Source organism: Micromonospora sp. CNZ295, assembly GCF_004217535.1.
Genome location: NZ_SHKZ01000001.1, coordinates 4,215,832 through 4,242,184, shown reverse-complemented (window position 1 = coordinate 4,242,184; position 26,353 = coordinate 4,215,832). Strand labels below are relative to the sequence as shown.

General features: G+C 75.6%; 23 protein-coding genes and 1 pseudogene. 9 read left to right on the top strand and 15 right to left on the bottom strand.

What is annotated here, in order from left to right; genetic code table 11:
- Positions 1-5 precede the first annotated feature (5 nt).
- Both EV376_RS19840 and EV376_RS19835 read right to left on the bottom strand, forming a co-directional pair.
- Entirely contained in the window at positions 6-1,301 is a 1,296-nt protein-coding gene (locus EV376_RS19840) for an MFS transporter (protein WP_130325379.1), read from the bottom strand.
- A gap of 151 nt (positions 1,302-1,452) precedes the next feature.
- Positions 1,453-2,583 carry a CapA family protein gene (locus EV376_RS19835; RefSeq protein ID WP_130325377.1) on the bottom strand — a complete coding sequence of 377 codons (1,131 nt, stop codon included), beginning with the start codon at positions 2,581-2,583 and terminating at the stop codon, positions 1,453-1,455.
- Between the two features lie 302 nt (positions 2,584-2,885).
- Here EV376_RS19835 and EV376_RS19830 point away from each other — a divergent pair, with 302 nt between their 5' ends.
- A complete protein-coding gene (locus EV376_RS19830; protein ID WP_486482711.1) occupies positions 2,886-4,058 on the top strand; it encodes a low temperature requirement protein A in 1,173 nt (390 codons plus the stop codon).
- Here the strand turns inward: EV376_RS19830 and EV376_RS19825 are convergent.
- From EV376_RS19825 to EV376_RS19815, 3 genes are read right to left on the bottom strand one after another with little or no spacing between them, the layout of a single operon-like run.
- Complete coding sequence (locus EV376_RS19825) at positions 4,050-4,997, bottom strand: alpha/beta hydrolase (protein ID WP_486482710.1); 948 nt, start codon at positions 4,995-4,997, stop codon at positions 4,050-4,052. The genes EV376_RS19830 and EV376_RS19825 overlap by 9 nt on opposite strands.
- Positions 4,994-5,908, bottom strand: a complete 915-nt coding sequence (locus tag EV376_RS19820) for an SDR family oxidoreductase (protein ID WP_130325375.1) — start codon at positions 5,906-5,908, stop codon at positions 4,994-4,996. The genes EV376_RS19825 and EV376_RS19820 overlap by 4 nt, the downstream gene beginning before the upstream one ends.
- Positions 5,901-7,388 carry a flavin-containing monooxygenase gene (locus tag EV376_RS19815; RefSeq protein WP_130325373.1) on the bottom strand — a complete coding sequence of 496 codons (1,488 nt, stop codon included), beginning with the start codon at positions 7,386-7,388 and terminating at the stop codon, positions 5,901-5,903. The genes EV376_RS19820 and EV376_RS19815 overlap by 8 nt, the downstream gene beginning before the upstream one ends.
- A 115-nt stretch (positions 7,389-7,503) precedes the next feature.
- Here EV376_RS19815 and EV376_RS19810 point away from each other — a divergent pair, with 115 nt between their 5' ends.
- The 5 genes from EV376_RS19810 to EV376_RS19790 all read left to right on the top strand — a co-directional run bounded on the left by EV376_RS19810 (position 7,504) and on the right by EV376_RS19790 (position 14,456).
- The gene (locus EV376_RS19810; RefSeq protein ID WP_130325371.1) at positions 7,504-8,157 is read left to right on the top strand and encodes a TetR/AcrR family transcriptional regulator; all 654 of its coding nucleotides are present in this window, start codon (positions 7,504-7,506) and stop codon (positions 8,155-8,157) included.
- A 135-nt stretch (positions 8,158-8,292) separates the two neighbouring features.
- On the top strand, positions 8,293-8,919 hold the full coding sequence (locus EV376_RS19805; protein ID WP_165438037.1) for an ATP-binding cassette domain-containing protein: 627 nt from the start codon (positions 8,293-8,295) through the stop codon (positions 8,917-8,919).
- On the top strand, positions 8,916-10,196 hold the full coding sequence (locus EV376_RS19800) for an extracellular solute-binding protein (protein WP_165438036.1): 1,281 nt from the start codon (positions 8,916-8,918) through the stop codon (positions 10,194-10,196). Before EV376_RS19805 ends, EV376_RS19800 begins: the two co-directional genes overlap by 4 nt.
- Positions 10,193-11,962, top strand: coding sequence for an ABC transporter permease (locus EV376_RS19795; protein ID WP_130325367.1), 1,770 nt, complete (start codon positions 10,193-10,195; stop codon positions 11,960-11,962). Before EV376_RS19800 ends, EV376_RS19795 begins: the two co-directional genes overlap by 4 nt.
- Before the next feature lie 28 nt (positions 11,963-11,990).
- Positions 11,991-14,456 (top strand): tetratricopeptide repeat protein, encoded by a 2,466-nt coding sequence (locus tag EV376_RS19790; RefSeq protein WP_130325365.1) that lies wholly within the window; start codon positions 11,991-11,993, stop codon positions 14,454-14,456.
- A 99-nt stretch (positions 14,457-14,555) separates the two neighbouring features.
- Here the strand turns inward: EV376_RS19790 and pdxR are convergent, their stop codons facing one another.
- Positions 14,556-16,019, bottom strand: a complete 1,464-nt coding sequence (gene pdxR / locus EV376_RS19785; protein ID WP_207228233.1) for a MocR-like pyridoxine biosynthesis transcription factor PdxR — start codon at positions 16,017-16,019, stop codon at positions 14,556-14,558.
- Positions 16,020-16,065: 46 nt separating this feature from the next.
- Between pdxR and EV376_RS19780 the strand changes: the two genes are divergently transcribed.
- Both EV376_RS19780 and EV376_RS19775 read left to right on the top strand, forming a co-directional pair.
- Positions 16,066-16,662, top strand: a complete 597-nt coding sequence (locus EV376_RS19780) for a LysE family translocator (protein ID WP_486482709.1) — start codon at positions 16,066-16,068, stop codon at positions 16,660-16,662.
- A 7-nt stretch (positions 16,663-16,669) separates the two neighbouring features.
- Positions 16,670-17,368 carry a B3/B4 domain-containing protein gene (locus EV376_RS19775; protein ID WP_486482708.1) on the top strand — a complete coding sequence of 233 codons (699 nt, stop codon included), beginning with the start codon at positions 16,670-16,672 and terminating at the stop codon, positions 17,366-17,368.
- A 5-nt stretch (positions 17,369-17,373) separates the two neighbouring features.
- Here EV376_RS19775 and EV376_RS19770 read toward each other — a convergent pair whose 3' ends face one another.
- Together EV376_RS19770 and EV376_RS19765 are read right to left on the bottom strand one after the other, a co-directional pair.
- Positions 17,374-17,982 carry an MBL fold metallo-hydrolase gene (locus EV376_RS19770; protein ID WP_130325361.1) on the bottom strand — a complete coding sequence of 203 codons (609 nt, stop codon included), beginning with the start codon at positions 17,980-17,982 and terminating at the stop codon, positions 17,374-17,376.
- A gap of 50 nt (positions 17,983-18,032) precedes the next feature.
- Positions 18,033-19,568: a multicopper oxidase domain-containing protein gene (locus EV376_RS19765; protein WP_130325359.1), complete on the bottom strand. Its 1,536-nt coding sequence runs from the start codon at positions 19,566-19,568 to the stop codon at positions 18,033-18,035.
- A gap of 164 nt (positions 19,569-19,732) precedes the next feature.
- On the opposite strand from EV376_RS19765, the gene EV376_RS19760 reads away from it, so the two are divergent.
- Positions 19,733-20,161, top strand: a complete 429-nt coding sequence (locus tag EV376_RS19760) for an archease (RefSeq protein WP_130325357.1) — start codon at positions 19,733-19,735, stop codon at positions 20,159-20,161.
- A 6-nt stretch (positions 20,162-20,167) separates the two neighbouring features.
- On the opposite strand, the gene EV376_RS19755 is transcribed toward EV376_RS19760, so the two are convergent.
- From EV376_RS19755 to EV376_RS19725, 7 genes and pseudogenes are all read right to left on the bottom strand, one after another.
- Positions 20,168-21,586 carry an RtcB family protein gene (locus tag EV376_RS19755; RefSeq protein ID WP_130325355.1) on the bottom strand — a complete coding sequence of 473 codons (1,419 nt, stop codon included), beginning with the start codon at positions 21,584-21,586 and terminating at the stop codon, positions 20,168-20,170.
- A gap of 28 nt (positions 21,587-21,614) precedes the next feature.
- Positions 21,615-21,749 (bottom strand): annotated as a pseudogene (locus tag EV376_RS19750) (GNAT family N-acetyltransferase); the annotation flags it as partial.
- Positions 21,750-21,773: 24 nt separating this feature from the next.
- Positions 21,774-22,022, bottom strand: a complete 249-nt coding sequence (locus tag EV376_RS19745; RefSeq protein WP_130325353.1) for a DUF5818 domain-containing protein — start codon at positions 22,020-22,022, stop codon at positions 21,774-21,776.
- 40 nt (positions 22,023-22,062) lie between these two features.
- The gene (locus tag EV376_RS19740) at positions 22,063-22,932 is read right to left on the bottom strand and encodes a carbohydrate ABC transporter permease (protein ID WP_130328754.1); all 870 of its coding nucleotides are present in this window, start codon (positions 22,930-22,932) and stop codon (positions 22,063-22,065) included.
- Between the two features lie 185 nt (positions 22,933-23,117).
- Positions 23,118-24,158, bottom strand: a complete 1,041-nt coding sequence (locus tag EV376_RS19735) for an ABC transporter ATP-binding protein (RefSeq protein WP_130325351.1) — start codon at positions 24,156-24,158, stop codon at positions 23,118-23,120.
- Complete coding sequence (locus EV376_RS19730) at positions 24,155-25,483, bottom strand: ABC transporter substrate-binding protein (RefSeq protein ID WP_130325349.1); 1,329 nt, start codon at positions 25,481-25,483, stop codon at positions 24,155-24,157. The genes EV376_RS19735 and EV376_RS19730 overlap by 4 nt, the downstream gene beginning before the upstream one ends.
- A complete protein-coding gene (locus tag EV376_RS19725; protein ID WP_130325347.1) occupies positions 25,480-26,340 on the bottom strand; it encodes a carbohydrate ABC transporter permease in 861 nt (286 codons plus the stop codon). Before EV376_RS19725 ends, EV376_RS19730 begins: the two co-directional genes overlap by 4 nt.
- Positions 26,341-26,353: the final 13 nt, after the last annotated feature.

The window sequence follows — 26,353 nt, the reverse complement described above, 5'->3', positions numbered from 1 at the left end:
GGCGGTCAGGACGGCACCGGCAGCGGGGCCTGGGCGGTCGCGGCGTGGTGGCGCCGGGCGGCGTTGCGCCACCGCAGCACCTGCCCGGCGCCGAGCGCCCAGAGCGCGTACTGCACGGCGAAGGCCCAGCGGAACGCGGACAGGTCGGGGGCGCCGCTCCCGGCCGGGGTGGCCAGGTCGAGGACCACACCGACGGCCAGCACCAGCCCGATCGAGGCGACGAAGCCGCCGACGTTGACGATGCCGCTCGCGCTGCCGATCCGGCTGACCGGGTTGAAGGTGCGGGCGTAGTCGAAGCCGATCATCGAGCCGGGGCCGTTGACGGCCAGGACCAGCACCAGGGTGACCAGCAGCCAACCGGGTGCGCGGCCGGGCCAGGCGAGCACGACCGTCCAGACCGCCGCGGTGGCGCCGGTGATCGCGAAGACCAGCACCGAGCGGTGGAACGGGTGGCGGGCGCACAGGTGCGCGATCAGCGGCCCGGTGAGCAGCATCGCGAACGTCATCAGGGTCAGCAGCGAGGCCGCGGTGGTGGGGCGCAGGCCCTGCCCCTGCACGAGGAACGGGTACCCCCACAGCAGCGCGAACACGGTGCCGGAGAACTGGGTGACGAAGTGCGTCCACAGCCCGAGCCGGGTGCCGGGCTGGGCCCAGGCGGCGGCGAGCTCGCCACGGACGGCCGCGAGGGTGGGTGCCGGCCGGGTGGCGCGCGGCGTGTCGCGTACGAGCGCGATCACCATCACCACCACGGTGGCGCCGACCGCGCCGGCGACCAGGAACGCGGTCGTCCAGCCCGCGTGGTGCAGCAGCGCCACCAGCGGTACGGCGCCGAAGATCGCCCCGAGCTGGCCGAGCGTCCCGGTGAGCTGGGTCATCAGCGGGTTGCGGCGTCCGGGGAACCAGATCGCCACGATCCGCAGCACGCTGATGAAGGTGGCGGCGTCGCCCAACCCGACCAGCACCCGGGCCAGCACGGCCAGCCGGACGTCGGTGACGAGGGCGAAGCAGACCTGGCCGGCGACCATCAGCGCGCCGCCGGCGATGAGCAGCCGCCGGGAGCCGAGCCGGTCGAGCAGCACCCCGACCGGCACCTGCATCGCCGCGTACACGGCGAGCTGGGCGACCGAGAACGTGGCCAGGGCTGCGGCGTTGATCTGGAAACGGTCCACCGCGTCGACCCCGGTGACACCGAGCGAGCTGCGGTGGAAGACCGCGGCCACGTACGCGCTCAGCGCCACGCCCCACACCAGCGCGGCGGAGCGGCGGGGCGCGACCGGGCCGGCGACGGCCGGCGCGGTCACCGCAAGGTCCGCGGCACGGTCGCGACGTCGCCGACCTCCCGGGCCGAGACCGCGCCCGCGGCGGCCACCGGCGCGGGCGCGGCGGGATGCGTCATGTATCTATGATGCGTTTCACCAGGTCGGGCCGACGTCGACCCCCTCGGTGAGTGGCTCAGGCCACCCCGGCGGTGGGTGCGGCGTCGCCGGAGACGTCCCAGGCGAGCAGCCCGTCGCGGTCGACGGCCGGGCCGGCGAAGGGCGGGCCGAAGCCGCCGAGCCGGTCGGCGAGCCAGCGGGTGTCCCCGGCCGACGCCCGCTCCAGCCGCAGCCGGCGCATCCGCACCGCGGCCGCCCGCAGGCCGCGTAGCCGTCCCGTCGACCGGTCGAGGCGGGGCAGCCAGAGCAGACGCAGGTCGGGCCGGTACGCGTCGTGCCCGCCGATGCCCTCGTAGTCGTCCACCAGGTCGCCGCAGCCGTAGAGGACGAGCCGGCCCCGGTACACCTCGACCGGGCGCGGGTGGTGCGAGGAGTGCCCGTGCACCACGTCGACGCCCCCGTCGACCAGGCGCCGGGCGAAGGCCAGGTGTTCCGGCGGCACGTCGTACCCCCAGTTGGTGCCCCAGTGCACGGAGACCACGACCCGGTCCCCCGGCCCGCGCCCGGCGGCGATCCGGGCCGCCAGGGCGCCCGCCGACGTGGCGGAGATCTCCGGCAGGTAGGCCACGCCCGGCCGCTCGGCGGTAGCCGCCCAGTACGGCGGGACACCGGACGACGGCGCGGCGACCGACCAGACCAGCAGCCGGCCCTCGGCCAGCGGCCGCACGGCGGGCCGCCACGCGGCGGCCGCGTCGGGACCGGCGCCGGCGATCGCCAGCCCCGCCCCGGCCAGCGCGTCCAGGGTGTCGGCCAGGCCGTCCGGCCCGAAGTCGAGGCAGTGGTTGTTGGCCAGGGCGCAGACGTCGAGCCGGGCGGCGGTCAGGGCGGCCACGTTCGCCGGGTGCGTCCGGTAGTGGATGGCCTTCGTCGGGTCGTGCGTCCCGCGACCGGTCACCGCGGTCTCCAGGTTGACGATCCGCACGTCCGGCGCCAGCCGGTCGAGCAGGTCCAGCGCGTCGCCCCAGGGCCAGGACGGCGGTGCTGGGCGCGGGACGGTGCCGTTGGCCGCCTCGGCGAGCGCCACGTACTCCCGGGCGTCGCGCACCGCCGGCTCGCGCAGGTCCGGCGGGGCCGGCCGGGGCAGGATCGCGTCCACGCCACGGCCGGTCATCACGTCGCCGCCGAGCAGCAGCGTCAGGTCGGCCATCCGCCGGGTGTTCCCCGCCCGGGGCCCCGGCTCACCTGCCGGCGGCTGCGGACCGCCGACGGATCGCGGGCGGACCCGGCCGGGCCGGGCCACGATCCCGGTGCCTCCGGCGAACCGACCCGTCCGGGCCGGAGGGCCGCCTAAGGTGGGGGCGGAGCGGCGCCCGCGGGCGGGCCGCTCCCGCCACGGCCCCGGCGTGCGGACGCCGCCCAGCGGGCCGGCGGGCCCGCAGCGTTCCTCTCCCGGCCGGCCGGCAGCGTTCCCGCCGGGTACCGCCCGGCGCGACGGCGCGAGGAGAACGGGTGACCACGACGCGCCCACTGCGGCCCTGGTACCGGCCGATGCTGGCCCGCCGGACCGACCAGGAGCACCGGTCGGCGACCCCGCTGGAACTCTTCTTCGACCTCTGCTTCGTGGTGGCCGTGTCGCAGGCGGCGGCGAACCTGCACCACGAGATCTCCGCCGGCCACGTCGCCGACGCGGTGCTCCGGTACCTGATGGTGTTCTTCGCGATCTGGTGGGCGTGGATGAACGTCACCTGGTTCGCCTCCGCGTACGACACCGACGACGACGTCTACCGGCTCACCGTGCTGGTGCAGATCGCCGGCGCGCTGATCCTGGCCGCCGGGATTCCCCGGGCGTTCACCGAGGGTGACTTCGCCACGGTGACGTACGGGTACGTGGTGCTGCGGCTGGCCGCCGTCGCGAACTGGCTGCGTGCGGCGAGCGGCGACCCGCAGCACCGAAGGACCGACCACCGGTTCGCGCTCGGAGTCGCCGTCGTGCAGGCCGGCTGGCTGGTGCGGCTGCTGCTGCCGGTCGAGTGGTGGGGGGTGACCTTCGTGGCGCTGGCGCTGGCCGACCTGCTGGTGCCGGTGGTCTCCGAGCGCGCCCGGATGACCCCGTGGCACCCGGGCCACATCGCCGAGCGGTACGGGCTGTTCACGCTGATCGTGCTCGGCGAGGTGGTGCTCGCGGTCTCGGTGGCGGTGCAGACCGGGGTGGACGCGGGCGACGACGGCCTGCGTCGCCTCGCGGCCGCCGGGACGGTGATCGTGTTCGCGCTGTGGTGGCTCTACTTCGACCGGCCGGCCGCGGTGCCGACCCGGCTGCGCCACGCGCTCGCCTGGGGCTACGGCCACTACCTGGTCTTCGCGTCGGTCGCGGCGGTCGGCGCCGGCCTCGAGGCGGCCGTCGACACGCTCCGGCACCTGAGCCGGGTGGACGGGACGGTGGTGGGCTACGCGCTGGCCGTGCCGGTCGCCGTCTACCTGGCCACCCTGTGGCTGCTGCAGGTGCGCCCGCACCCGTGCGGCACCCCGGCGGCGGCGTTTCCGGGCACCGCGGTGCTGGTGTTGCTCGCGCCGCTGGTGCCCGGCACCGTGTACGTGCTCGCCGCCGCGCTGTCCGCCCTGGTGGCGGTCACCGTGGTGGCCCGGCGGCGGGCGCTGCGCACCACCGGACCGTCAGGCTGACCGGGCCGACCCGTCGCGGACCACGGCGTCCGGGCAGGTGGACCAGAAGTCCACCAGCATGCGGTGGAACTCGTCCGCGTGCTCGATCTGCGGCAGGTGTCCGCAGTTCTCGAACAGGTGGGTGCGCGCCCGGGGCAGCCGCGCCCGGGCCGCCGCCAGGTGCGTCGCGGGCAGGATCAGGTCCTGCTCGCCCCACACGACCAGGGTGGGCAGGTCGAGCTGCGCCAGCCGCGCCAGCAGCTCCTCCCGCCACTGCGGGCTGACCCCGCGGAAGGTGCCGAGGTTGCGTACGGTCTCCAGCATGACCCGCGCGACGTGCGGCTGGCGGGCCACCTCCAGCGCGTACGCGATCCGCTCGGCGGTGGCGAACGCCGGGTCGCAGAAGAGCGCGCGCTCGGTGCGGCGGGCCGCCCAGCGGCTGGGCCGCAGCAGCAGCCGCCCGAACGGGCGCAGCGCGAGCAGCCGCAGCATGATCGTGACCTCCTGGCCGAAGCCGGCGGGCGTGACCAGGCCGAGGCTGCTCACGCGGGCCGGCTCGGTGCCGGCGAACTGCATGGCGATCGCGCCGCCGAGGGAGTTCCCGACCAGGTGCACCGGCCGGTCCACACCGACCGCGTCGAGGTAGCGGCCGACGAACCGGCCCAGCTCCGGCAGCGTGTACGGGGCGGTCATCGGCAGCGAACCGCCGTAGCCGGGCAGGTCGACGCTGTGCACCCGGAACCGCTGCGCGAGCCGCTCGTGCAGGTCGTCGAAGTCGCGCAGCGTCCGTCCGATGCCGTGCAGCAGCACGACGGGCGCGCCCTCGCCGTCGACGCGGTGGCGGACCCGCCGCCCGGCGACGCTGATGTGCCGGGGACGCCGCGCGGCGCCCTCGTCGCCGCGCCCGGTGGCGGCGACGGGCGCCGCGCCGCTGGGCCCGGTGGTCCGGTCGTCGCTCACGCCGCACCGCCCGTCGGGTCGGCCGCCGCCTCCGGCGCGGACGGCGGGGCGGAGGTGGTGGTCAGCCGGCGGGCCGGGTCGCCGGCGGCGCGGTTGAGCCCCGCCCGCAGCAGCTTTCCGTAGGAGGCGGGCGCGATCCGGGCCAGCAGGTCCGGCAGCTTCGCGGACCAGCCGATGAGCACCCGGCCGCGGCGGCGCTCGACGCCGCGCAGGATCACCTCGGCGGCCCGGGCGGGCGGGATGCTGAGCAGCTTGTCGAACTGCCGCCGGCCCTCCTCGTACTCCTCTCGTGACACCCCGCTGCCGACGCGGGCGTTCTCGGTGATCCGGGTCGCGATGCCGCCCGGGTGGACCGAGGTCACGCCGATCCCGTCGTCGACCAGCTCGCTGCGCAGCACCTCGGTGAAGCCGCGGACGGCGAACTTGGTCGCCGAGTAGGCGGCCTGCCCCGGCGGGGCGATCAGCCCGAAGAGGCTGGAGACGTTGACCAGGTGCGAGCCGGGCTCCGCCTTCAGGGTGGGCAGCAGCGCGTGGGTGAGCTGCACGACCGCCCGGAAGTTGATCTCGACGACCCACTGGAACTCGGCCAGGGTCACCTGGTCGAAGCGCCCGCCCAGGGCGACGCCGGCGTTGTTGACCAGCAGCCGGATCCGCGGGTGCCGGGTGCGGATCTCCTCGGCGACCTGGGCGGTGGCGGCCGCGTCGGCGAGGTCGACGACGTACGTGTGGACCCGCCGGTCGGGGTGGGCGGCGCGGATCGCGGCCACGACGGCGTCCAGCCGCGCGGCGTCGCGGTCGAGCAGGACCAGGTCGCTGCCGCGCCGCGCCAGCCCGTGCGCGAGGGCCTCGCCGATGCCGCTGGCGGCGCCGGTGACCACGGCCGTCGCGCCGGTGTACTCGAACCTACGCACGGACGGTGCTCCTCTCCGGCGTGCCGGCGCGGGAGAACCGCACGCCCTCGTCGGTGAGCCGGCCGTACCGCATCAGCAGCACGTCCCGGGGGTAGTTCTGGTGGAGCCGCCAGGGTGCCCGCGCCCCCTGCCGGGGCAGGGCCTCGATGCTGCGCAGCACGTAGCCGGCGGTGAGGTCGATGAGCGGGCGTCGCTCGCCGTCGGGTGGCGGCACCGGCGTGACGACCTGCTGGCCGGTGCGGTCGAGGTGGGTGAGCAACCGGCACACGTACGTGGCGACCAGGTCGGCCTTGAGGGTCCAGGAAGCGTTGGTGTACCCGATGGTCATCGCGAAGTTGGGGACGCCGGAGAGCATCATGCCCTTGTACGCGACCGTGCCGGCGAGGTCGACGGGCGCGCCGTCGACGGTCAGCTCGGTGCCCCCGAGAGCCAGCAGGTTGAGGCCGGTGGCGGTGACGACGACGTCGGCCGCCAGCTCCTCGCCCGAGCCGAGCCGCAGGCCGGTCTCGGTGAAGGTCTCGATGGTGTCGGTGACGATCGACGCCCGCCCCCGCTCGACCGCGGTGAACAGGTCGCCGTCGGGGACCACGCACAGCCGCTGGTCCCACGGGTCGTACCGGGGCGAGAAGTGCCGGTCCACGTCGTACCCGGCCGGGAGCCGGCCCCGCGCCGCCCGCCGCAGCAGCCGCTTGACCAGGTTGGGGGCGCGCCGGCTGAGCTGGAAGTTCGCGGTGGCCAGCAGGACGTTCTTCCAGCGGACCACCGGGTAGACCGCCTTGTCCGGCAGCACCCGGCGCAGCGCGTCGGCGACCGCGTCGCGCGACGGCAGCGCCATGACGTACGTGGGCGAGCGCTGGAGCATGGTCACGTGCCCGGCGCGCTCGGCCAGCGCCGGTACCAGGGTCACCGCGGTCGCCCCGCTGCCGATCACCACGATCCGCTTGCCGCTGTGGTCGAACTCCTCCGGCCAGTGCTGCGGGTGCACGACGCGCCCGGCGAACCGCTCCAGGCCCGGCAGGTCGGGGGTGTGGCCCTCGTCGTAGCGGTAGTAACCGGAGCAGGCGTGCAGGAAGGAGCAGGTGAGGGTGACGTCCTCGCCGGTGTCGGCCCGGTGGGCGTGGACGGTCCAGCGGGCGGTGCGGCTGTCCCAGTCGGCGCGGACCACACGGTGGTGGAAGCGGATGTGCTCGGTGACGCCGTACTCGCGGGCGGTCTCCCGCACGTACTCCCGGATCGACGGCCCGTCGGCGATCGCCTTCGGGTCGGTCCACGGTTTGAAGGAGTAGCCGAGGGTGAACATGTCCGAGTCCGACCGGATGCCCGGGTAGCGGAACAGGTCCCAGGTGCCGCCGATCGCCGCCCGGGCCTCCAGCACCGCGTACGTCTTGTCGGGACAGTTGCGGCGCAGGTGGCACGCCGCGCCGATGCCGGACAGGCCGGCACCGACGATCAGCACGTCGACGTGGTCGGTGGTGGCCATGGCGTCTCCCCTGACGAGGGCGGTGATGCCGGACCTTATCCACCGCCGTCGACGGGAGTCAACACCCTGTCGAGAACAATCGACACTCTGTCGAGCGGGTGTAACATCCACGGTCATGACATCCACCGCGACCGCGTCGCCGCGGGGCCGCCGGGCCCGGTCCGCCGGGGACGATCGCGAGTCGGCCATCCTGGCCACGGCCGAGCGGCTGCTCGCGCAGCGCCGGTTCGCCGACATCTCCATCGACGACCTGGCGCGGGGCGCCGGGATCTCGCGGCCGACGTTCTACTTCTACTTCCCGGGCAAGGACGCGGTCCTGCTGACCCTGCTGGACCGGGTCGTCGAGGAGGCCAACGCCGCCGCCGGGGACGTGCTGGACCGGCTCACCGACGACCCCCGGGCCCGCTGGCGGGAGCTGATCGACCGGTTCCACGAGACGTTCGGCGGCCACCGGGCCGTGGTGCTGGCCTGCGCGGAGGTGCGCGGCACCAACGCCGAGGTCCGCCGGCTCTGGGCCGCCGTGATGGAGCACTGGGTGCAGGCCATCGAGGGCGCGATCGACGCCGAGCGCCGCCGCGGCGCGGCACCGGACGGCCGTCCCGCGCGGGACCTCGCGATCGCGCTGAACTCGATGAACGAACGGGTCTGGTACGCCACCTTCGCCGGCGACGGGCCGGCGGTGGCCGAGCCGGACGTGGTGGACGTGCTGCTCGACGTCTGGCTGGCCGCCATCTACAAGGACGGGCCCCTGGTCACCGCCTCCGGTTAGCGCACGGGTCCCTTCTTGACCCGCGGACCGCGCGCCGCACCCGCAAACCGTCCACAGGAGAGGGTCGCGCTCCCACCGGGTCGCGCCGATGTGACAGGGTGGGAGCGACCGTCCGGGCACCGGGAGGTGAGGCGCGTGTTGCGGCTGTGCGAACTCGTCGCGCTGCCCGCGGTCCCGCCGGTGACCCTGCGCGTGGCCGCCGGCGCGACCGCCGCCCTGGTGGCCGGTCCCCGGCTGGGCACCGCGGTCGCCCGGGTGGTCGCCGGGCTGGCCACGCCGGTGGCCGGCCGCGTCCTGGTCGGCGACCGCGACGTCACGGACCTGCCGCCGCTGCGCCGCCGCATCGGGTACGTCCCGGCCGGCGGCGCCCTGCTGCCCCACCTGACCGTGCGCCGCAACATCACGTACGGACAGCGCAAACGGGAACAGGTACGCGAGGTGGCCGACGACTGGGCGGCCACCGTGGTGGACCGGCTCGAGCTGGCCCCGACCCTCGAGTTGCGGCCGCACCTGCTCTCCGACGCCCAACGGTTCCGGGTCGCCCTCGCCCGGGCGCTGGCCTGCCTGCCCGAGGCGCTGGTGGTCGACCTGCCGACCGGGGTCTCCGGAGGTGGTCGGCTCGGCGACCTGCTCGACCGGCTGGCCCTGCCCGGCACCCCCGGCGTGGCCGTGCTGGTGTGCTCCGGGGACCCGGAGGTGCTGGCCGAGATCCCCGACCGGCTGCACGTCGAGGGGACGACCGACGCCGGGGCGCGCCGGTGACGGCAGCGGGGCGGCTGCGCCGCCGTACGCTCCTGCGTGCCGCCGCGGCGGCGACCGCGACGGCCGCGACGGCGTGTGCCGGGCCGCGGCGCTCGGTGCAGGTCGTCGTGGTGTGGAGCGGCGGTGAGCTGGCCCGGTTCCGGGACGTGGTGGCCCGCTACGGTGCCCCGGTCCAGGTCCTCGGCGCGGGCAACGACATCGACGCGTTCCTGTCGGCTCGACGGCTCGCCGGCACCAGCCCGGACGTCGCGATCCTGCCCCGCTCCGGGCTGGTGACCGAGTACGCGCGGCGCGGCTGGTTGCGGGAGGTCACCCCCGCCGCCGACTACGCGGTGCCGGCCGGCATGGCCGACCTGCTCTCCTGGGGCGGGCGGCGGTACGGGGTCTGGGTGAAGGCCGCGCACAAGTCGCTGTTCTGGTACCTCCCGTCGATGCTCGCGGAGCCGCCGGACACCTGGGACGGGCTGGTCACGGTCACCCGCCGGCTCGGCGCGCGGGCCCGGGCCGGAACCGGCCCGGCGCCGCTGGCGATCGGCGCGGCCGACGGGTGGGTGCTCACCGACTGGTTCGAGAACGTCCTGGCCGACGTCGCCGCGCCCGGCGAGTACGAGGCGCTGGCCGGTGGCGGGGCGGACTGGCGGGGCCGCCCGGTCCGGGCCGCCCTGGACCGGCTCGCCGAGCTGTGGAGCGTCGACGGCGCCTTCCCGGGCGGCGGACGGCGGGCCCTGCTCACCCAGTTCGAGGAGTCGGTGATCCAGGTGGTCCACCACCGGCAGGCGGCGATGGTGTTCGAGGGTGACTTCGTCGACGCGGTCGACGCCCGGTTCCGGGACGGCGGCGAGGCACCGGCCACCTTCCGGTTTCCCGGCTCCCGGGCGGCCGAGCGCCCGCTGATCGTCGGCGGTGACGCGGCGGTCGCCTTCGCCGGCTCCAGCCGGGGAGTCGACCTGGTGCGGTGGCTCAGCGACGGCTCCGCGTTCACGCCGTGGCTGCGCGCCGGCGGGTACCTCTCCCCCAACGTGACCGTCCCGCTGGCGGCCTACCCGGATCCGGTCCGGCGGCGGTACGCCGCGGAGCTGCGTACCGCCGGCACGGTCCGGTTCGACCTGTCCGACCGGCTGCCCGGGCCGTTCACCGGCACCGACGGGGTCGGCATCTGGCGGATCATGCAGGATTTCTTCGCCGACGTCACGGGCGGGGTCTCCGCCGCGGAGGCGGTCCGCCGGGCCACCGGCCAGCTGGCGGCGGCGGCCCGGGCGGCGGAGCGTGGCCGATGAGCCGGGCACCCGTGTTGGGCGAGCTGGCGGTGCTCGACGACGTCGGTCCGCCCCGGCGCGGGCGCGCCTACCCGGCGGCGGGCGCCACGTCGGCGCTGCTGCTGCCCGCGCTGCTGCTGCTCGGCGGCCTGGTGGCCTGGCCGGTGCTGCGGACGGCGCACGCCAGCGTCACCACCGACGGCCGCTGGGTGGGCGCGGAGCACTTCCGCGCCGCGCTCGCCGCGCCCGACACCGGCGCGGTCGTGGGCCGGACGATCCTGTGGGCGCTGTTGGTCCCCACGGTCGTGACCGGGCTCGGCTACCTCCTCGCCGCCGCGTCCCGCCGCTCCCAGGAGGGCTGGCTGCTCCGGCTGGTCCTGGTGGTGCCGACCGCGTTGCCGCTGGTGGTCACCGGGGTCACGTTCCGGCTGATGTACGACCCGGACCCGCGGCGCGGGCTGGCCACGCTGCTGCTGGCGCGCCTCACCGGCCGGTCGGCGGAGGAGGCGCCGCAACTGCTCGGTCCCGGGCTGGTCACGGTGGCGCTGATGTCGGCGTTCGTGTGGGCCTGGGTCGGGCTCGCCGTCGTGGTGTTCCGGGCCGCCCTGGACGCGGTGCCGACGAGTCTCGCCGACGCGGTCCGCGCCCACGGCGGCAGCCGCCGCGACGTGCTCTGGGACGCGCAGTGGCGGCCACTGCTGCTGCGTACGGTCGCGGTCGTCTTCGCCCTGGTCGCGCTCGCCACCAGCCGGACCTTCGACCTGATCCTGGTCATGACGCCCGGGTCGGTGCGCGACGAGGCGTCGGTGCTCGCGCTGCGGGTGTGGCAGACCTCCGGCGGCGGGACGACCGGCGAGAGCGCGGCCCTCGGCGTGGTGTGGCTGGTGGCGGTGGCCGCCGGCATGCTCGTCGCGGCGCTGTTCGTGCGGCAGGCGTGGCCGCCGCCGCGCCCGAGCGCGCCGGCGGAGCCCGTCCCGGCGGCGCCCGCGCCGCGGCGGCTCGCGCGGGCGCTCACCGCCGGGGCCGTCGTCGCCTGGCTGCTGCCGCTGGGCGTCCTGGTGGCGACGTCGCTGCAGCGGCCGGTGGACGCCGCGACCCGCGGCTGGTGGTCGAGCCCGCCCAGCCTGGACTCCTTCCGCGCGCTCGCCGACGGTGGCGACCTGTGGCGCACGCTCGGGTTCACCCTCGTGCTGGCGACGGTGGTCACCGCCGCGGTCCTGGGTGTCGCACTGCTCGCCGCGTACCCGCTGGCGTGGCTGACCGGGCCGGCCGCCCAGGCGACCGGGCTGCTGCTGATGGCCGCCAGCGTGGTTCCGGTGCAGGTGATCGCCGGCCCGGTCAACGAGGTGCTCGGGGTGGTGTTGTCGTCGGGCACGTCCCGGGGGCTCGCGCTGGTGCACATCGCCCTCGGGCTTCCGTTCGCCGTGCTGGTGCTGCGCAACGCGTTCGCCGACCTGCCCGCCGAGCAGGTGCGCGCCGCCCGGGTGGGTGGCCGGCACTGGTGGGGCACCCTGCGGCTGCTGGTCCGGCACAGCCGGCCCGCGGTGATCGCGGTCGGCGTGCTGGAGTTCGTGCAGGTGTGGAACGACCTGGTCGTTGGCCTGCTGTTCAGCGGGCCGGGCACGGTGCCGCTGGGGCTGTTCCTGGCCGGGCAGACGCGCGGGTTCGTCGCCGGCAGCGGGATGCTCGCCGCCGGTTCGGTGCTCGCCTCGGTGCTGCCGGTGCTGCTGGTGGTGCTGGCCCGCCGGCAGCTCGTCGCCGGGCTGGTCGCGGGGGGCGTGCGGTGACGGGCGCGCCGGCCGGCGGGGGTGTCCGGTGACCGGGCCGCCGCCCCGCCGGTCCCGCCGCCCACGGCGGCTGAGCCTGCTGCTCGCCGTCGGCGGGGTGCTCGGCGGCACGGTGAGCGCCGTGCTCGGCAACGTCACCGGCAACCTGCTCTCCGAACTGTCGGTGGCGCAGCTCGGCTCGGCGAGCGCGGCGGTGATCGTGCTCGGCCTGGTCGCCGCCGTCCTCGTCGAGTGGCGGCGCTACCAGCGTGACCATGCCGTGCCGGAGCCCGACGACGTTGCCGCGTCGGTCGGGGCGCCGACCCTCCCGTGGCCGGCGGGCCTCACCGGCCGCTCCGACGACGTGGACGCCGTCGTCGACGCGTTGAAACGCGAGCACGCCGTCGCGGTGGTGGGCCGGCGGGCGGTGGGCACCTCGTCGTGCGCCATCCAGGCGGCGAACCTGTGCCGGGCGGACTTCCCCGACGGCTGCTACTACCTGGACCTGCGCCGCACGGGTCGGCCGCGGTCGGCGTACCAGGTGCTGACCGACCTCGCCCGGATCCTGAACACCCGGCCGCCGGCGAGCGGCCGGCCGGACGACCTCGTCGAGGCGGCCGACGGCCTCCGCGGCAAGCTGGACGGCCAGCGGGTCCTGCTGGTGCTGGACAACGTGGACGATCCCGCCCAGGTCCGGGCCCTGCTGCCGCCGACCGCCCGGACCTGCCGGCTGCTGTTCGCCGGCACCGGCGCGCTCGAGGCGCAGGAGGGGGTCACCGCCCACCGGCTCTTCGAGCCGGACGCCGACGACGCGCTCGACATCTTCGCCGCCGCGGGCGCCGCCGCCCCGGTGGCCCGCCCGCACCGGCCGGACCCGCGCACCGATCCGGCGGTACGCGCCGTCGTGGAGCTGTGCGGCCGGCAGCCGCGTACGGTGGCGGAGCTCGGCCGGCGGACCGCCCAGCACGGCTGGCGGCACGCCGACGTGCTCGACGCGCTGCGCCGGGCCGTCCAGACCGCCCCGCACCAGCAGGTGGCCGACTCCCCGGCGACCCTGCTGGTCACCGCGCGGAACACCGCGTACCACGCGCTCAGCTCCGAGGCGCGACGGCTGTGGCGGCTGATGTCGCTCAGCCCGGCGCCGCTGGACCGGCCGGCGATCGCCGCCCTCGCCGCCCGCCGCCCGGACCGCGTCACCCCGCTGCTGCACGAGCTGGCCACCGGTGGCTTCGTGGTCGGCGCGGAGGGCGACCGCTACGAGGTGCGCCCGCTGCTCGCCCCGTACGCCCGCCTGCACCTGCGCGAGGACGAGTCGGTGCGGCGGCGGGTCGGCGCGCAGGCCCGGCTCACCCGGCACCTGGCCCGGCGGGCCGAGCGGCACGCCGCGAACCTGGTCGTGGCCGCCTCCACCCTCGACCGGGACCGGCCGCTGTCGCTGGACGACGACCCGTACGGCTGGTTCGACCTGCACCAGGAGCTGCTGCTCGCGGTGGTCAAGGTGCCGGCCGGGGCGGTCGAGTCGCTGCCGCGGCGGGTACGCCGCTGGTGGTTCCGGTTGGCCGTGGCGCTGTGCGGGTGGCTGGCGCACGTGGAGCGGCTACCCGAGTGGGAGGAGGTGTGCCGGACGGTGCTGGCCACCCCCACCGCGGACGACCGGCCGGAGATCGCCGGCTGGGCGCACAACGAGCTGGGGGTGCTGCGCCGGCGCCGGCACGACCCGCAGGGCGCGGCGACCGCACTGAGTCTCGCGGTGGCCGAGCGCAGCCGGCGGGGCATCGCCCAGGCCCGGATGAACCTCGGCCTGGTCCTGCTCGACCTGGGGCAGCTCGACGACGCCGTGGAGCACCTGGAGCTGTCGCGGCGGCACCGCTCGGGCGCCGACCGGGCCGGGCACGCGCTGACCGACCTCGGGCTCGGCGCCGCCCGGCTGGCCCGCGGCGAGTTCGAGACCGCCCACCACCACCTGGTCCGGGCGGCCAACACGTTCCGCTCGCTCGGTGACGCCCGGGGCTACGCCGCCGCCTTGACCAACCTGGTGCTGGTGCACGCGGAGCTGGGCGAGCACCTCGACGCCGCGCAGGCGTGGCGGGCGGCGCTGCGGGAGTACGACTCGGTGGCGGACGCGACGAACCGGGCCGTCGCGCTGCTCAACGCCGGTGCCACGCTGCTGGCCAGCGCGCCCGGGCAGGCGCGGCAGGCGTACGAGATGCTGGCCGAGAGCCGGCGGCTGCGCGAGGGCGGGCGGCCGACCGCCGGGCTGGGCCGCACGCTGCTGTACCTGGGCGACGCGGCCGAGACCCTGGGCGACCCGGACGAGGCACGCCGGCACTGGGTGGATGCGGCCGCGGTGTGCGAGGCGGCCGACGACGACGCCGGTCAGGCGGCCGCCGACGCGCGCCTCGCCGGTGCCCCCGCCGCCGCCCGGCCGGCACCGCCGGCAGCGGCCCCCGCACCGCGGGCTCCGTCCACCGACGCCTCGCCCGGCGCCGGGCCGGGCCACGCGGCGACGGGCTGACGGCGGCCGGTCGGCGAGCTTCGCCATGATCCACTCGGGCTGCGGAAGGTCGGGCGGTCCCGGTCGCTGGACACCCCGACCTGCCGCCCGCCGAGTCGATCAGCGTCGGCACACCTCGCCGAGGACGGCGAGGCCCGCCTCGATCGCGGTCGCCGGGTTCGCCGCGTACCCGAGGACCAGGCCGGGCGGGCCGGGCAGCTGCCGGTGCCAGGACAGCGGCTGCACCTTCACGCCCCGCTCCAGGGCCGCCGTCGCCAGCTCGGTGTCCGGCACGGCGACGTCGAGGGTGACCGTCAGGTGCAGCCCGGCGGCGGCCCCGTGCACCGTCGCGCCGGGCAGGTGGCGGGCGATCGCCGCGATCATCGCGTCCCGCCGCCGGACGTGCCGCCGGCGCAGGAGGCGAAGCTGCCGCTCCAGCGCGCCGGAGGTCATCAGCTCGGCGAGCACGAGCTGCGGCAGCACCGCGTTGCCGAGATCGGCGTTGCGGCGGGCGTCGACCACCGCCGCGCGGTGCCGGGCGGGCACGAGCAGCCAGCCGATGCGCAGTGCCGGGGCGAGCAGCTTGGAGACGCTCCCGGCGTAGCAGACGTGCTCGGGCAGCGTTGCCCGCAGCGCCGGCACCGGCGGCCGGTCGTACCGGTGCTCGGCGTCGTAGTCGTCCTCGATGACCAGCCCACCGGCCCGGGCCCAGGCGGCGAGCCGCCGGCGGCGGCCCCCGTCGAGCACCACGCCGGTTGGGAACTGGTGCGCCGGCGTGAGCATCACGGCGGACGCACCGCCGGCGATCAGCTCGTCCACCCGCAGACCGGCGGCGTCCACCGTGACCGGTGGCGTCTCGACGCCCCAGTTGTTCAGGTGCTGGCGCACACCGAGCGAACCCGGGTCCTCGACCGCGACGCGGGTGACGCCGACGCCGCGCAGCGCCTGCGCGAGCAGGCCGAGCGCCTGGGAAACACCGGTGGTGACGAGCACCTCGGCCGGGTCGACGACGATCCCCCGGTACCGGGCGAGCCACGCCGCGACGGCCCGGCGCAGCGCCGGCGCCCCGCGCGGATCGCCGTAGCCGAAGTCGGCCGCGACCAACTGCCGCAGCACGGTCCGCTCGGCACGCAGCCACGCCTCCCGCGGGAAAGCGGCCAGGTCGGGTACGCCGGGCGTCAGGTCGATGCGGGACGGCGCCGCGCGTACCGCGTCGAAGATGTCGGTGCCGGGGGCCGGCGGGAACAGCCGGGCCGGCGCGGGCGCGGTGGCAGGGACCGGCGGGGCGGCCGGCGCCGCGACCACGACGGTGCCCGCGCGCCCCCGGCCGGCCACGTGCCCCTCCTCCACCATCCGCTGGTACGCCTCGACGACGACGCCCCGGGAGACACCGAGATCGGCGGCGAGCACCCGGGTGGCGGGAAGGCGGCTGCCGACGGGGATCCGCCCGTCCGCGATGGCCGCGCGCAACCGGCCGGCGAGCCAGTCGGTCCGGCCGCCCGGCGGCGCTTGGGCGATGTCCAGGTGCAGGAAGTCCGAGCCGGCTTTGGTCTCCTCTGCGAGCGCGGTTTTGGCTCTACTCACCGGACCATCGTGCCGGCACGGTGGAGCCATAACAATCGCCTTCGTCGTGACCACCCTGGTCGTGGTCGCCACTCCCGGCGCCGGAGTGCTGTTCACCCTCTCCGCCGCCCTGTCCGGCGGTCGGCGCTCCGCCCTGGTGGCCGCCGTCGGTTGCACGGTCGGCATCGTGCCGCACCTCGCGGCCGCGGTGACCGGGCTGTCGGCGTTGCTGAACTCCAGCGCGCTCGTCTTCGGGGTGCTGAAGTACCTCGGCGTGGCGTACCTGCTCTGGCTGGCGGTCGCGATGTGGCGCGACCGGCGTGCGCTCCTCGCGGACGGCCCGTCGCCGCCGGCCCGGTCGGTGGCCCGCACGGTCGGGTCGGCAGCGCTGACGAACCTGCTCAACCCCAAGCTGACGATCTTCTTCGTGGCGTTCCTGCCGCAGTTCGTCGATCCCGGCCGGCCGGACGCGGTCCCGGCGATGCTCGGGCTGAGCGCGGTGTTCATGCTGGTGACCCTCGTCGTGTTCGCGGCGTACGGGCTCGGCGCGGCGGCCGTGCGCCGGCACGTGCTGGACCGGCCGCGGGTCGTCGGCTGGCTGCGCCGCAGCTTCGCCGGTTCCTTCCTCGCGCTGGGCCTGCTGCTGGCCCGCGCCGACGCCTGAGCGGACGGTGACCGTGTACTTCGGGCACTCGAACCGGATCCGGGCCGAGCACCCCGGGCTCGTCGCCGGCGTTCTCTACGCCGAGGACGTCGCCGGCCCGCCGCGCGGGGCTCTCCAGCTCGCCGACCTGCACTCGGTGGCCCACGAACGGCTGACCGCCGGCAACGAAGGCGCCTTCCCCGAGATCCAGGCCTGGCGGCGGGCGTTCAGCCGGATGGGCCTCGCCCCGACCCGCTACCGGTGCGCGGCGGAGTCGCTGCTGCGGCGACTGCGCACCGTGGGGCACCTGCCGTCGGTGCATCCCCTGGTCGACCTGGGCAACGCCGTCTCGGCCGCGTACGCGATCCCGGTCGGCATCCTCGACGTCGACCACGTCACCGGCGGCATCGAGGTGCGGCACGCCCGGGGCGACGAGCGGTACCTGACGTTCACCGGGGTCGAGGAGCGCCCCGACCCGGGCGAGGTGATCTTCGCCGATGAGGCGGGGCGGGCGCACGCCCGGCGCTGGACCAACCGGCAGAGCGGGTGGTCGGCCCTGCGCGACAGCACCGCGCGGATCCTGGTCGTGGTGGAGGCCCTGCACGGCACCGCCGGCCGGGACGTCCCCCGGCTGCTGGACAGCCTGGCCGACGGGCTGCGGCGGGGGTGGGGTGTGGAGCCGCGACGAATGATGCTGACCGGGGCCGCGCCCAGGGTCGACGTGTGAGCCGGTCAGGCGTCGGCGGATTCGCCTGTGGCGAGGTAGCGGTAGCCGGGGACGGTCTCGCCGAACCAGCCGTTGACGCTGGCCAGGCCCCGCTCGTTGAGCTGCGCGTCGTGGATCGCCAGCGTCCGGGGCGCGCCGGCGGCGACCGCGAAGTCGATCGCCTCGGTGAGCTTGAGCCAGGACGCCTGCGCCGGGACGAGCAGGGTCGCCACCCGCCGGCCGGGCGGCTGCAGCGAGTCGCCGGGGTGGTAGACCGCGTCCTCGACGAGGTAGCCGAGGTTCGCGCAGTCCGGCTGCCCGCCGTGGATGGTGGCGTGCCGGCCGCCGGTGGCGGTCACCTCGACGCCGGCGGCGGTGAACCGCTGCCCGGCGGTGACCGGGGTGACCGGCAACGGCACCGGGCCGGGCAGCCGCGCGCCGGCCGGCGCGTACACCGGGACGCCGAGCCCGGCCAGGCGCAGCACGTCGATGTGGTCGGTGTGCTCGTGGGTGACCAGGACCGCGTCCGCGCCGGCCAGCGCGGCGGGCTCGCTCCAGGTGCCCGGGTCGATCACGAGGACGCCGCCGTCGCTTTCCAGGCGTACGCAGGAGTGGGTGTACTTGATGATCCGCACCCGGCGACCCTACGCGGGACGGCACGCCGGCGCCGTCCCGCGTACGGCGGTCAGCCGTGTCCGCCGTGCGCGCTGTGCGCGGGCGGGCGGCCCGGTCGCTGCCCCGGTTCGACGACCACGAACTGGCCCATCATCCCGGCGTCCTCGTGGTACAGCAGGTGGCAGTGGTACATGTACGGCACGTTTGCGTCGCTGTGGTCGCGGAAGCGCAACGCGATCCGGACGGGACGCTGCGGCGCCAGGTAGACGGTGTCCTTCCAACCGGCCAGTTCCGGCGGCGGTGCCGCCCCGGCGACGGAGAGGACCTGGAACTGCACGTCGTGGACGTGGAAGTTGTGCGGGGTGCCGTCGATGTTCACCACCTCCCAGACCTCGGTGGTGTCCTTGGTGACGGCGAAGTCGATCCGACCCATGTCCATCGACCGGCCGTTGATCGAGCGGCCGGCGAACTCCAGCCGGCGGGTGTCGGCGGCCGTGCCGGGGTCGAGCCGCTGCAGCGGGACCAGGGTGCGCGGCACGGCCGGTGACCGGTCGAGCCGCTCGGCGGCCCGCAGTTGCAGCACGTCGAAGCGGTCCCGGCCGCCGGCGAACCGGTCGGCGAGGAGGCCGGCGCCCAGGTCCGGGCCGGTGCTGCGCAGGGTCACCCGCTCCCCCGGCCGGACCGTCACCACGATCTCGGCGCGTTCGCCGGGTGACAGCTGGATCCGGGTGCGGCGGGCCGGGCTCGGCAGCAGACCGCCGTCGCTGGCGATCATGTCGAACGGCCGGTCGTCGGCGAAGCCGAAGTCGTACAGCCGGGCGGTGGAGCCGTTGAGCAGCCGCAGCCGCACCCGCTCGGTGGTCACGTCGAGGTACGGCCCGACCGTGCCGTTGACCAGCAGCGTGTCCCCGAGGACACCGATCGCGTTGATCATGTTGCGGGTCTTGGTGAACTCGCCGCTGCGGCTGAAGCTCTTATCCTGCACGATCACCGGGACGTCGTCGACGCCGTAGCGGCGGGGCAGCGGCAGCGCCGCCTCCCGGTCGTCGTCGACGATGAACATGCCGGCCAGGCCGCGGTAGACGTGGTCCTCGGTCTCGCCGTGCGGGTGCGGGTGGTACCAGAGACTGGCGGCCGGCTGGTCGACGGTCCAGGTGGGCGACCACGTCGCGCCGGGCCGGATCATCTGGTGCGGCCCGCCGTCCATCCGGGCCGGCAGGTGCATGCCGTGCCAGTGCACGCTGGTGCGCTCGGCGAGGCGGTTCACCACGTTCACGACGACCTGCTCGCCGCGCCGGGCGCGCAGGGTGGGCCCGAGGTAGTCGCCGTCGAAACCGGCGGTACGGGTCTGCCGGCCGTCGCCGCGGAAGTCGCGCTTGCCCTCGCGGGCGAGCAGGTCGAACACGCGCCGGCCACGCTCGTCGACCCGGGACTCGGCCAGCGGCGGCACGGCGAGCGGGCGGGTGAACTCGACCTGGTCGACGGTGTCGGTGCCGGCCCGGGCGAGCGCCCAGCCGCCGGCCGCCACACCACCGCAGCAGAGGACGAGGCTGACGGCGAGCACGCCGATCAGCAAGCGGACCAGGGGACGTCGTCGGGCGGGCACGAGGGGCACCTCCAGTGCGGTCGGTACCTGTAGTCTCGCTTCCTATGCGGCGGGCCGGCCACGGTCCGACACCAAGTCCCGGGGTTTCTCCGGGATGCCCCGGAGGTGCGGCCCCGCCGGCATCCGCGCCCCGTCCGGGAGGGCCGTGGCGGATGATCGGAGGCATGGAGCCACGGCCGGAGCGCGGTCACCGGTGCGTCCCGCACACCGCGGACGTGCGCATCGAGGCGTGGGCGCCGACCCGGGAGGCGTGTGTGGCCGAGGCGGTGACCGCCCTCGTCGACACCTTCACCGAGCCCGGTGGAGCCCGGCCGCGGGCCGAGCGGGAGTTCCACGCCCGGGCCGACGACGACGAGGACCTGCTCGTGGAGGTCCTCGACGAGGTCATCTTCCGGCTGGACACCGCCGGCGAGCTGCCGCTGCGCACCGAGGTCGCCGACGACGGCACCGGCGGGCTGCGGGTGCGCTGGCACACCGTCGGCACCGAGGCGGTGGAGCTGATCGGCGCGGTGCCGAAGGCGGTCGCGCTGCACGAGCTGCGGTTCGGCCCCGACGGGGCGGGCTGGTCCTGCGCGGTGACCCTGGACGTCTGAGCGTGCTCAGCCCTTGACCACACCGACCGGGACCAGCCGGGCCACCTTGCGACACAGCCCGGCGCCCTCGGCCGCCGCGACCACCGCCGTGACGTCCTTGTACGCCGCCGGCATCTCCTCGGCCAGGCCGCGCCGGGACGCGCCGCGTACCGCGATGTCCTGCTCCGCCAGCTGGCGGCGCGGGTCGAGCCCACGCTCGGCCTTGACCGCCTGCTTGCGGCTCTGTACGCGTCCCGCGCCGTGGCAGGTGGACGCGAACGCGGGCGAGCCGGGGACGCCGGTCAGCACGTACGAGCCGGTGCCCATGGAGCCCGGGATCAGCACCGGCTGGCCGACGTCGCGCAGGTCGCCGGGGAGGTCCGGGTGCCCCGGCGGCAGGGCGCGGGTGGCCCCCTTGCGGTGCACGCAGAGGGACCGGGCGTGGCCGTCGGTCCCGTGCGTCTCGATCTTCGCGAGGTTGTGCGAGATGTCGTAGACCAGGTCGAGGCCGGCGCCGGTGACCCGACGGAAGACCTCCCGCGCCGCGTGGGCGAGCAGTTGTCGGTTGGCCCGGGCGTAGTTGGCGGCGGCGGCCATCGCCCCGAGGTAGGCGCGGCCCTCGTGCGACGAGACCGGAGCGCAGGCGAGCTGCCGGTCCGGCACGTGGATGTCGTACCGGCGCATCACCTTCTCCATCCGGCGCACGTAGTCGGTGCAGATCTGGTGACCCAGGCCGCGCGACCCGCAGTGGATCATCACGCAGACCTGGCCGGGCCGCAGGCCGAAGGCGGTGGCGACGGCGTCGTCGTACACCTCCTCGACGGCCTGCACCTCCAGGAAATGGTTGCCCGAGCCGAGGCTGCCCACCTGCTTCGCGCCCCGCTCGATCGCCCGCTCGCTCACCTCGGTCGGGTCGGCGTCACCGACCGCGCCGTAGTCCTCGCAGCGCTCCAGGTCCCGCTCGACGCCGAAGCCGCGCTCGACGGCGTACCGGGAGCCGCCGCGCAGCACCCCGTCCAGCTCCGCGCGGCCGGTCAGGTGCCACACCGCGCCCTTGCCCATCCCGCGCGGCGTCGACTCGCCCAGGCCGTCCATCACCGCGTCGAGCCGGGGACGCAGCCCGGCCAGGTCGAGGTCGGCGGCGAGCAGCCGGACCCCGCAGGAGATGTCGAAGCCCACGCCGCCCGGTGAGACCACCCCGCCCGCCTCGACGTCGGTGGCGGCCACCCCGCCGATCGGGAAGCCGTAACCCCAGTGCACGTCCGGCATGGCGTACGACGCGTCGACGATGCCCGGGAGGGTGGCGACGTTGGCGACCTGCTCCAGCGACTTGTCCGCGCCGGCGTCGGGAAGCAGCGACTCGGACGCGAAGACCACGCCCGGCACCCGCATCGGGTCGCGCCGGTCGATCCGGAAGCGGTACGGCGACTCTGCGACCAGCTCCATCCGGGCGACCTACCCGGTCCGGTCGGCGTTACACGCCCGACGCGGGGCGGCGCATCGCCCCCACCCGCGGGCCACCGCCGGGCACGGTGACCTCGCCGGTCACCGCGAAGCCCAGCCGCCGGCGGAACCGAACGTTCGCCGGTGCCGACGGCTCCAGCACCGCCCGCCGCGCGACCGGCCGAGGCCGTCAGGCCGGGTCGACCCGGACGACGGCGACGGTCTGGGCGAGCTCCCGGTCGCCGCAGGCGGCCGGCCGGGGCGCCAGGTTGCCCCGCACGGTCACCCGCGCGCCCGGACGCAGCGCCGCCGCCTCGACACCGGTCAACGCCCAACGGCGCTCCCCCACCACCAGCATCGTGCAGTCCCCATCGCGCTCGACCGTGCCGGTGAGGGTGCGCGCGCCGAACGGCAGCGGCCCGGGCAGCTCGTCACCCATGACTCCGAATCTCCGTCAGCCGGGACGTGGCGGCAACCCGTCAGAGCCGGTAGAAGGCGCGGTACCGGCGGAACAGCCGCCACTGCACCACCACCGCCGCGACGGTCAGCAGGATCATCACCAGGGTCGCGGCGGCCGCGTAGCCGTAGCGCAGGTACTCGAACCCGGTGCGGTAGATGAACAGCGACAGGTAGGTGGTGGCGTACGGGGGCGGGCCGCCGTCGGTCACCACGAACGCCGGCACGAAGGAGAAGTGCAGGCTCGCGATGACGTCGCGCACCGCCAGCAGGGCCAGCACCGGCACCATCAACGGGAGGGTGATCCGCCGGAACACGTCCCAGCCGGTCGCGTCCTCCAGCGCGGCCATCTCGTAGACGTCCCGGGGCAGGGACCGCCGGGCGGCCAGCAGCACCACGAAGGTCTCCCCCATGGTGAACACGCTCATCAGGATGATCGCGGCCCGGGCGTCGGTCGGGTCGGTCAGCCACTGCGGCGGGGTGCGGCCCAGCACCGTCAGCCCGTTCTCGCCACCCACCCGCAGCAGCTGGTTGACCGGGCCGTACAGGGGGTTGAACAGCCAGAGCCAGAGCAGGCCGTAGGCGATCTCCGGCACCGCCGTCGGCAGCACCGCGGCGGCGCGCGCGCTGCCGACGCCGAACGCCCGCCGGTGCAGCAGCAGCGCCAGGCCGAGCGCCAGGAGCACCCGCAAGGGCACGGCCACCAGCGCGAACGCCAGCGAGTTGGTCAGTGACACCCGGAACACCGGGTCGCGGACCAGCTCGGTGACGTTGTCCAGCCCGGCCCAGCTCGGCGGGTTCACCAGGTCGTACTCGGTGAACGCCAGGGCCAGGGTCACGGCGGCGGGCAGCAGCACCAGGCCGACCAGGCCGACCAGGTACGGCGCCAGCATCAGCGCCAACTGCCGGCGGGCACGGGTGTCCGGCCGGGCGGGCGGTCCCGGCTCGCTCCGCGCGTTCGCCGCGCCCCCGTCGTTCGCGACCGCTGGGCTCGCGGGACCCGACCCGCTCCGCGCGCTCACCGCGCCGCCGTCCGAGCGCGACCGCCGGGCTCGCAGGCCCGGCTCACCCCGCGCGCTCACGGCGCGTACCGGAGGCCGGAGTCGGCGTGGAAGACGTGCGTGTCGGCCCAACGCACCCCGACCCGGACCGCCTCGCCGCGAGCCGGGCGGCGCGCGGCCGGCACCCGGGCGACCACCGGCCGGCCGCCGTCGAGGCTCAGGTAGGCGTACGCGTCCTCGCCGACCACCTCGACCCGGTCGACGTCGGCCGCGGCGCCCTCCGTCGCGTCCAGCACCACCGCCTCCGGGCGGAAGCCGAGCTCCATGCCCTCGGCCGGGAGACCGGGCGGCGCCTCCCCGGTGGGGCGCACCGGACCGTCGGCGGGAAGGAGGTTCATCGCCGGGGAACCGACGAAGCGCGCCACGAACCTGCTCGCCGGCGTCCGCCAGATCTCGTCCGGCGTGCCGACCTGCTCGACCCGGCCGTCACGCAGCACCGCGATCCGGTCGGCGAGCACCAGCGCCTCGGTCTGGTCGTGGGTGACGTGCACCATCGTGGCGCCCAGCCGGTCGTGCAGGGCCCGCAGCTCCGCGCGCATCTCCACGCGCAGGGCCAGGTCCAGGTTGGACAGCGGTTCGTCGAGCAGGAACACGTCCGGCTCGCGGACCAGCGCCCGGGCCAGCGCGACCCGCTGCCGCTCCCCACCGGAGAGCTGACCCGGGCGCCGGGCCAGCAGGTCGGCGCAGCCCACCGTCGCGGCGGCCGCCCGGGCCCGCTCCCGGGCCACCGCCCGCGGCGTGTCCCGGACCTCCAGCCCGAACGCGATGTTCTCGGCGACGTCGAGGTGCGGGAAGAGCGCGTACGACTGGAAGACCATGGAGACGTTGCGCAGCCCGGGACGGGCGCCGGTGACGTCTCGGCCGGCGATGCGGACCCGGCCGCCGGTGACCGGCTCCAGGCCGGCCACCACCCGCAGCACGGTCGACTTGCCCGCCCCGGACGGGCCGAGGACCACCAGCAGCTCGCCCCGGGCGACGGTCAGGTCCACCTCGTGCAGGACCGGGTTGTCGCGGTAGGCGGCGCTCACCCCGTCCAGCGTCAGGCCGGCCTCGCTCATCCGTGCTCACCGCGGGCGAACAGCGAACGGGTCTGCCGGTCCAGGTCGCGGATCACGTCGTCGAGCCGGTCACCGCGGTGCACGGCGTTCTCCAGGATCCCGTACGTGACGTCCTCGATCTCCGGCCAGGTGGAGACGGTCGGCAGCGCGCGCACGGTGGGGATCGCGTCGAGGAACACCTTGGCGCTGCGCGGTGGCTGCGACGGGCCGAGGAACGCCGGGGACTCGGAGACGCCGATGTGCGACGGGACGGTCCGGCCGGTCGCGGCGATGATCCGCTGCCCCTCCTCGGAGATGGCGAACTCCAGGAACCGCCACGCGGCGTCCTTGCGCTTCGCGCCCCGGGTCATGCAGTACGCGTCGGAGTGCAGCACCCCGACCTGCTTCTGGTAGACCGGCAGCGGCGCGACGTCCCACTCGAAGTCGGTGATCGAGCGGAACGTGGTGGTGGAGCGGCGGGACGACATCAGCATGGCGAGCCGGCCGTTGGCGAAGCGGGACTCGTCGTCCTCGGCCTCCACCTCCTCGTCGGTCGGCACCACCCCGTACGCCTGGCGCAGGTCCACGAGGTTCTTCAGCGCCGCACGGCCGGCCGGGGTGTCCAGGGTGAGCCGGGTCGGCTTGTCGGGGTCGTCGACGATCTCCCCGCCGTTGGACCACACCAGCGGGGCCAGGCGGATGATCGACGGCTCGACACCGAGCCCGTGCACGACCGGGCGGACCGCCGCGCCCTCGCTCTCGGTGCCCTTGACCACCACACCACGCGAGTCGCGGGTCATCGCGATGGCGGTGCCCACCATGTCGTTCCAGGTCCAGCCGGCCTTCGGCTCGGGCACCCCGTACTTCGCGAACAGGGTGCGGTTGTAGTAGACCGCGAGGCTGGACACGTTCTGCGGCAGGCAGAGCTGCTTGCCCTCCCACTTGAAGGCGTCCATCGCCACCGGGTAGTAGTCGGCCGGGTCGACGGCGTCGGAGGCGGCGATCCGCTCGTCCAGCGGCTCGACGACGTTCTTCGCGGCGAACTGCCCGTAGAAGCGGTAGTTCATCAGGAACAGGTCCGGCGGGGCGCCGCCGGCGACCGCGGTGGCGAGGCGCGCCAGCAGATCCTTGCGGTCGCTCGCCTCGACCAGCTGCACGTCGGTGCCCGGGCGGGCCTTCTCGTACGCCTCGGTCAGCGTGCGGTACGCGGCCAGCTCCTCCGGTGCGCCGAAGACCAGCAGCTGCACCGGGCCCTTGGCGTCGCCCCCGGCCGAGGAGCCGGCGCCGCAGCCGGTGGTGAGGAGAACGGCGGAGAGCAGCGACGCGAGCAGTGCCTTCGGTCTCATGGGCGGTCCCGTCCGGTCGGATCGTCGTAGTGGAGGAAGCGGCGCTGGGCGAGCACGAACACCAGCAGGGCCGGCACGGTGGCGAGGACCGCCCCGGCCAGGAACACCGGGAAGTTCGTCGGGTCCAGCACCGACAGCGAGCGCAGCGCCAGCGGCAGGGTGAACAGGTCGCGGTCGTACACGTAGATCAGCGGGTCGAGGAAGTTCGACCAGGTCAGCACGAAGGTGAGGGCGGTGAGGGCGGCGGTGACCGGGCGGACCAGCGGAAGGGCGACCCGCCACCAGGTGCGCATCGGGGACAGGTCCGCCACGAGGCAGGCGTCGTAGAGATCCCGCGGCAGCGCCCGGAAGGCCAGGTAGTAGACCAGGACGTACAGCGGGGAGGTGCCCAGCAACGCCGGAGCGATCAACGGCACCAGAGTATCGGTCAGCCCGAGCGCGCGGAAGATCGCGAACCGGGGTACGAGCAGCGCGGTGGCCGGCACCATGAGGGCGACCAGGGAGGCGATGACGACGGTGGCGGTGACGCGGGGCGCGAGCCGGGCCAGCGCGAAGCCGGCCAGCGAGGCGACCAGCACGCTCAGCGGCACGGCGACGACCGCGACCAGCACCGAGTTGAGCGAGGCGCGCAGCAGGCCGCCGATCTCGACGGCCTGCCGGTAGCCCTCGGTGGACACCGGGTCCGGGACCAGCCGCGGCGTCGGCGGGGGCGGCAGGCCGGGCTCGGTGAGCGAGCCGGAGACCAGCAGCAGCAGCGGCGGGACGAAGACGAGGATGACGAACGCCGCGCCGAGGGTGCGCCAGATCCGGCCGGCCGCCTCGGGCAGCGGTGGGGGGCCGCTCGCGCGGCCCCCCACCCGGTTGGTGCCG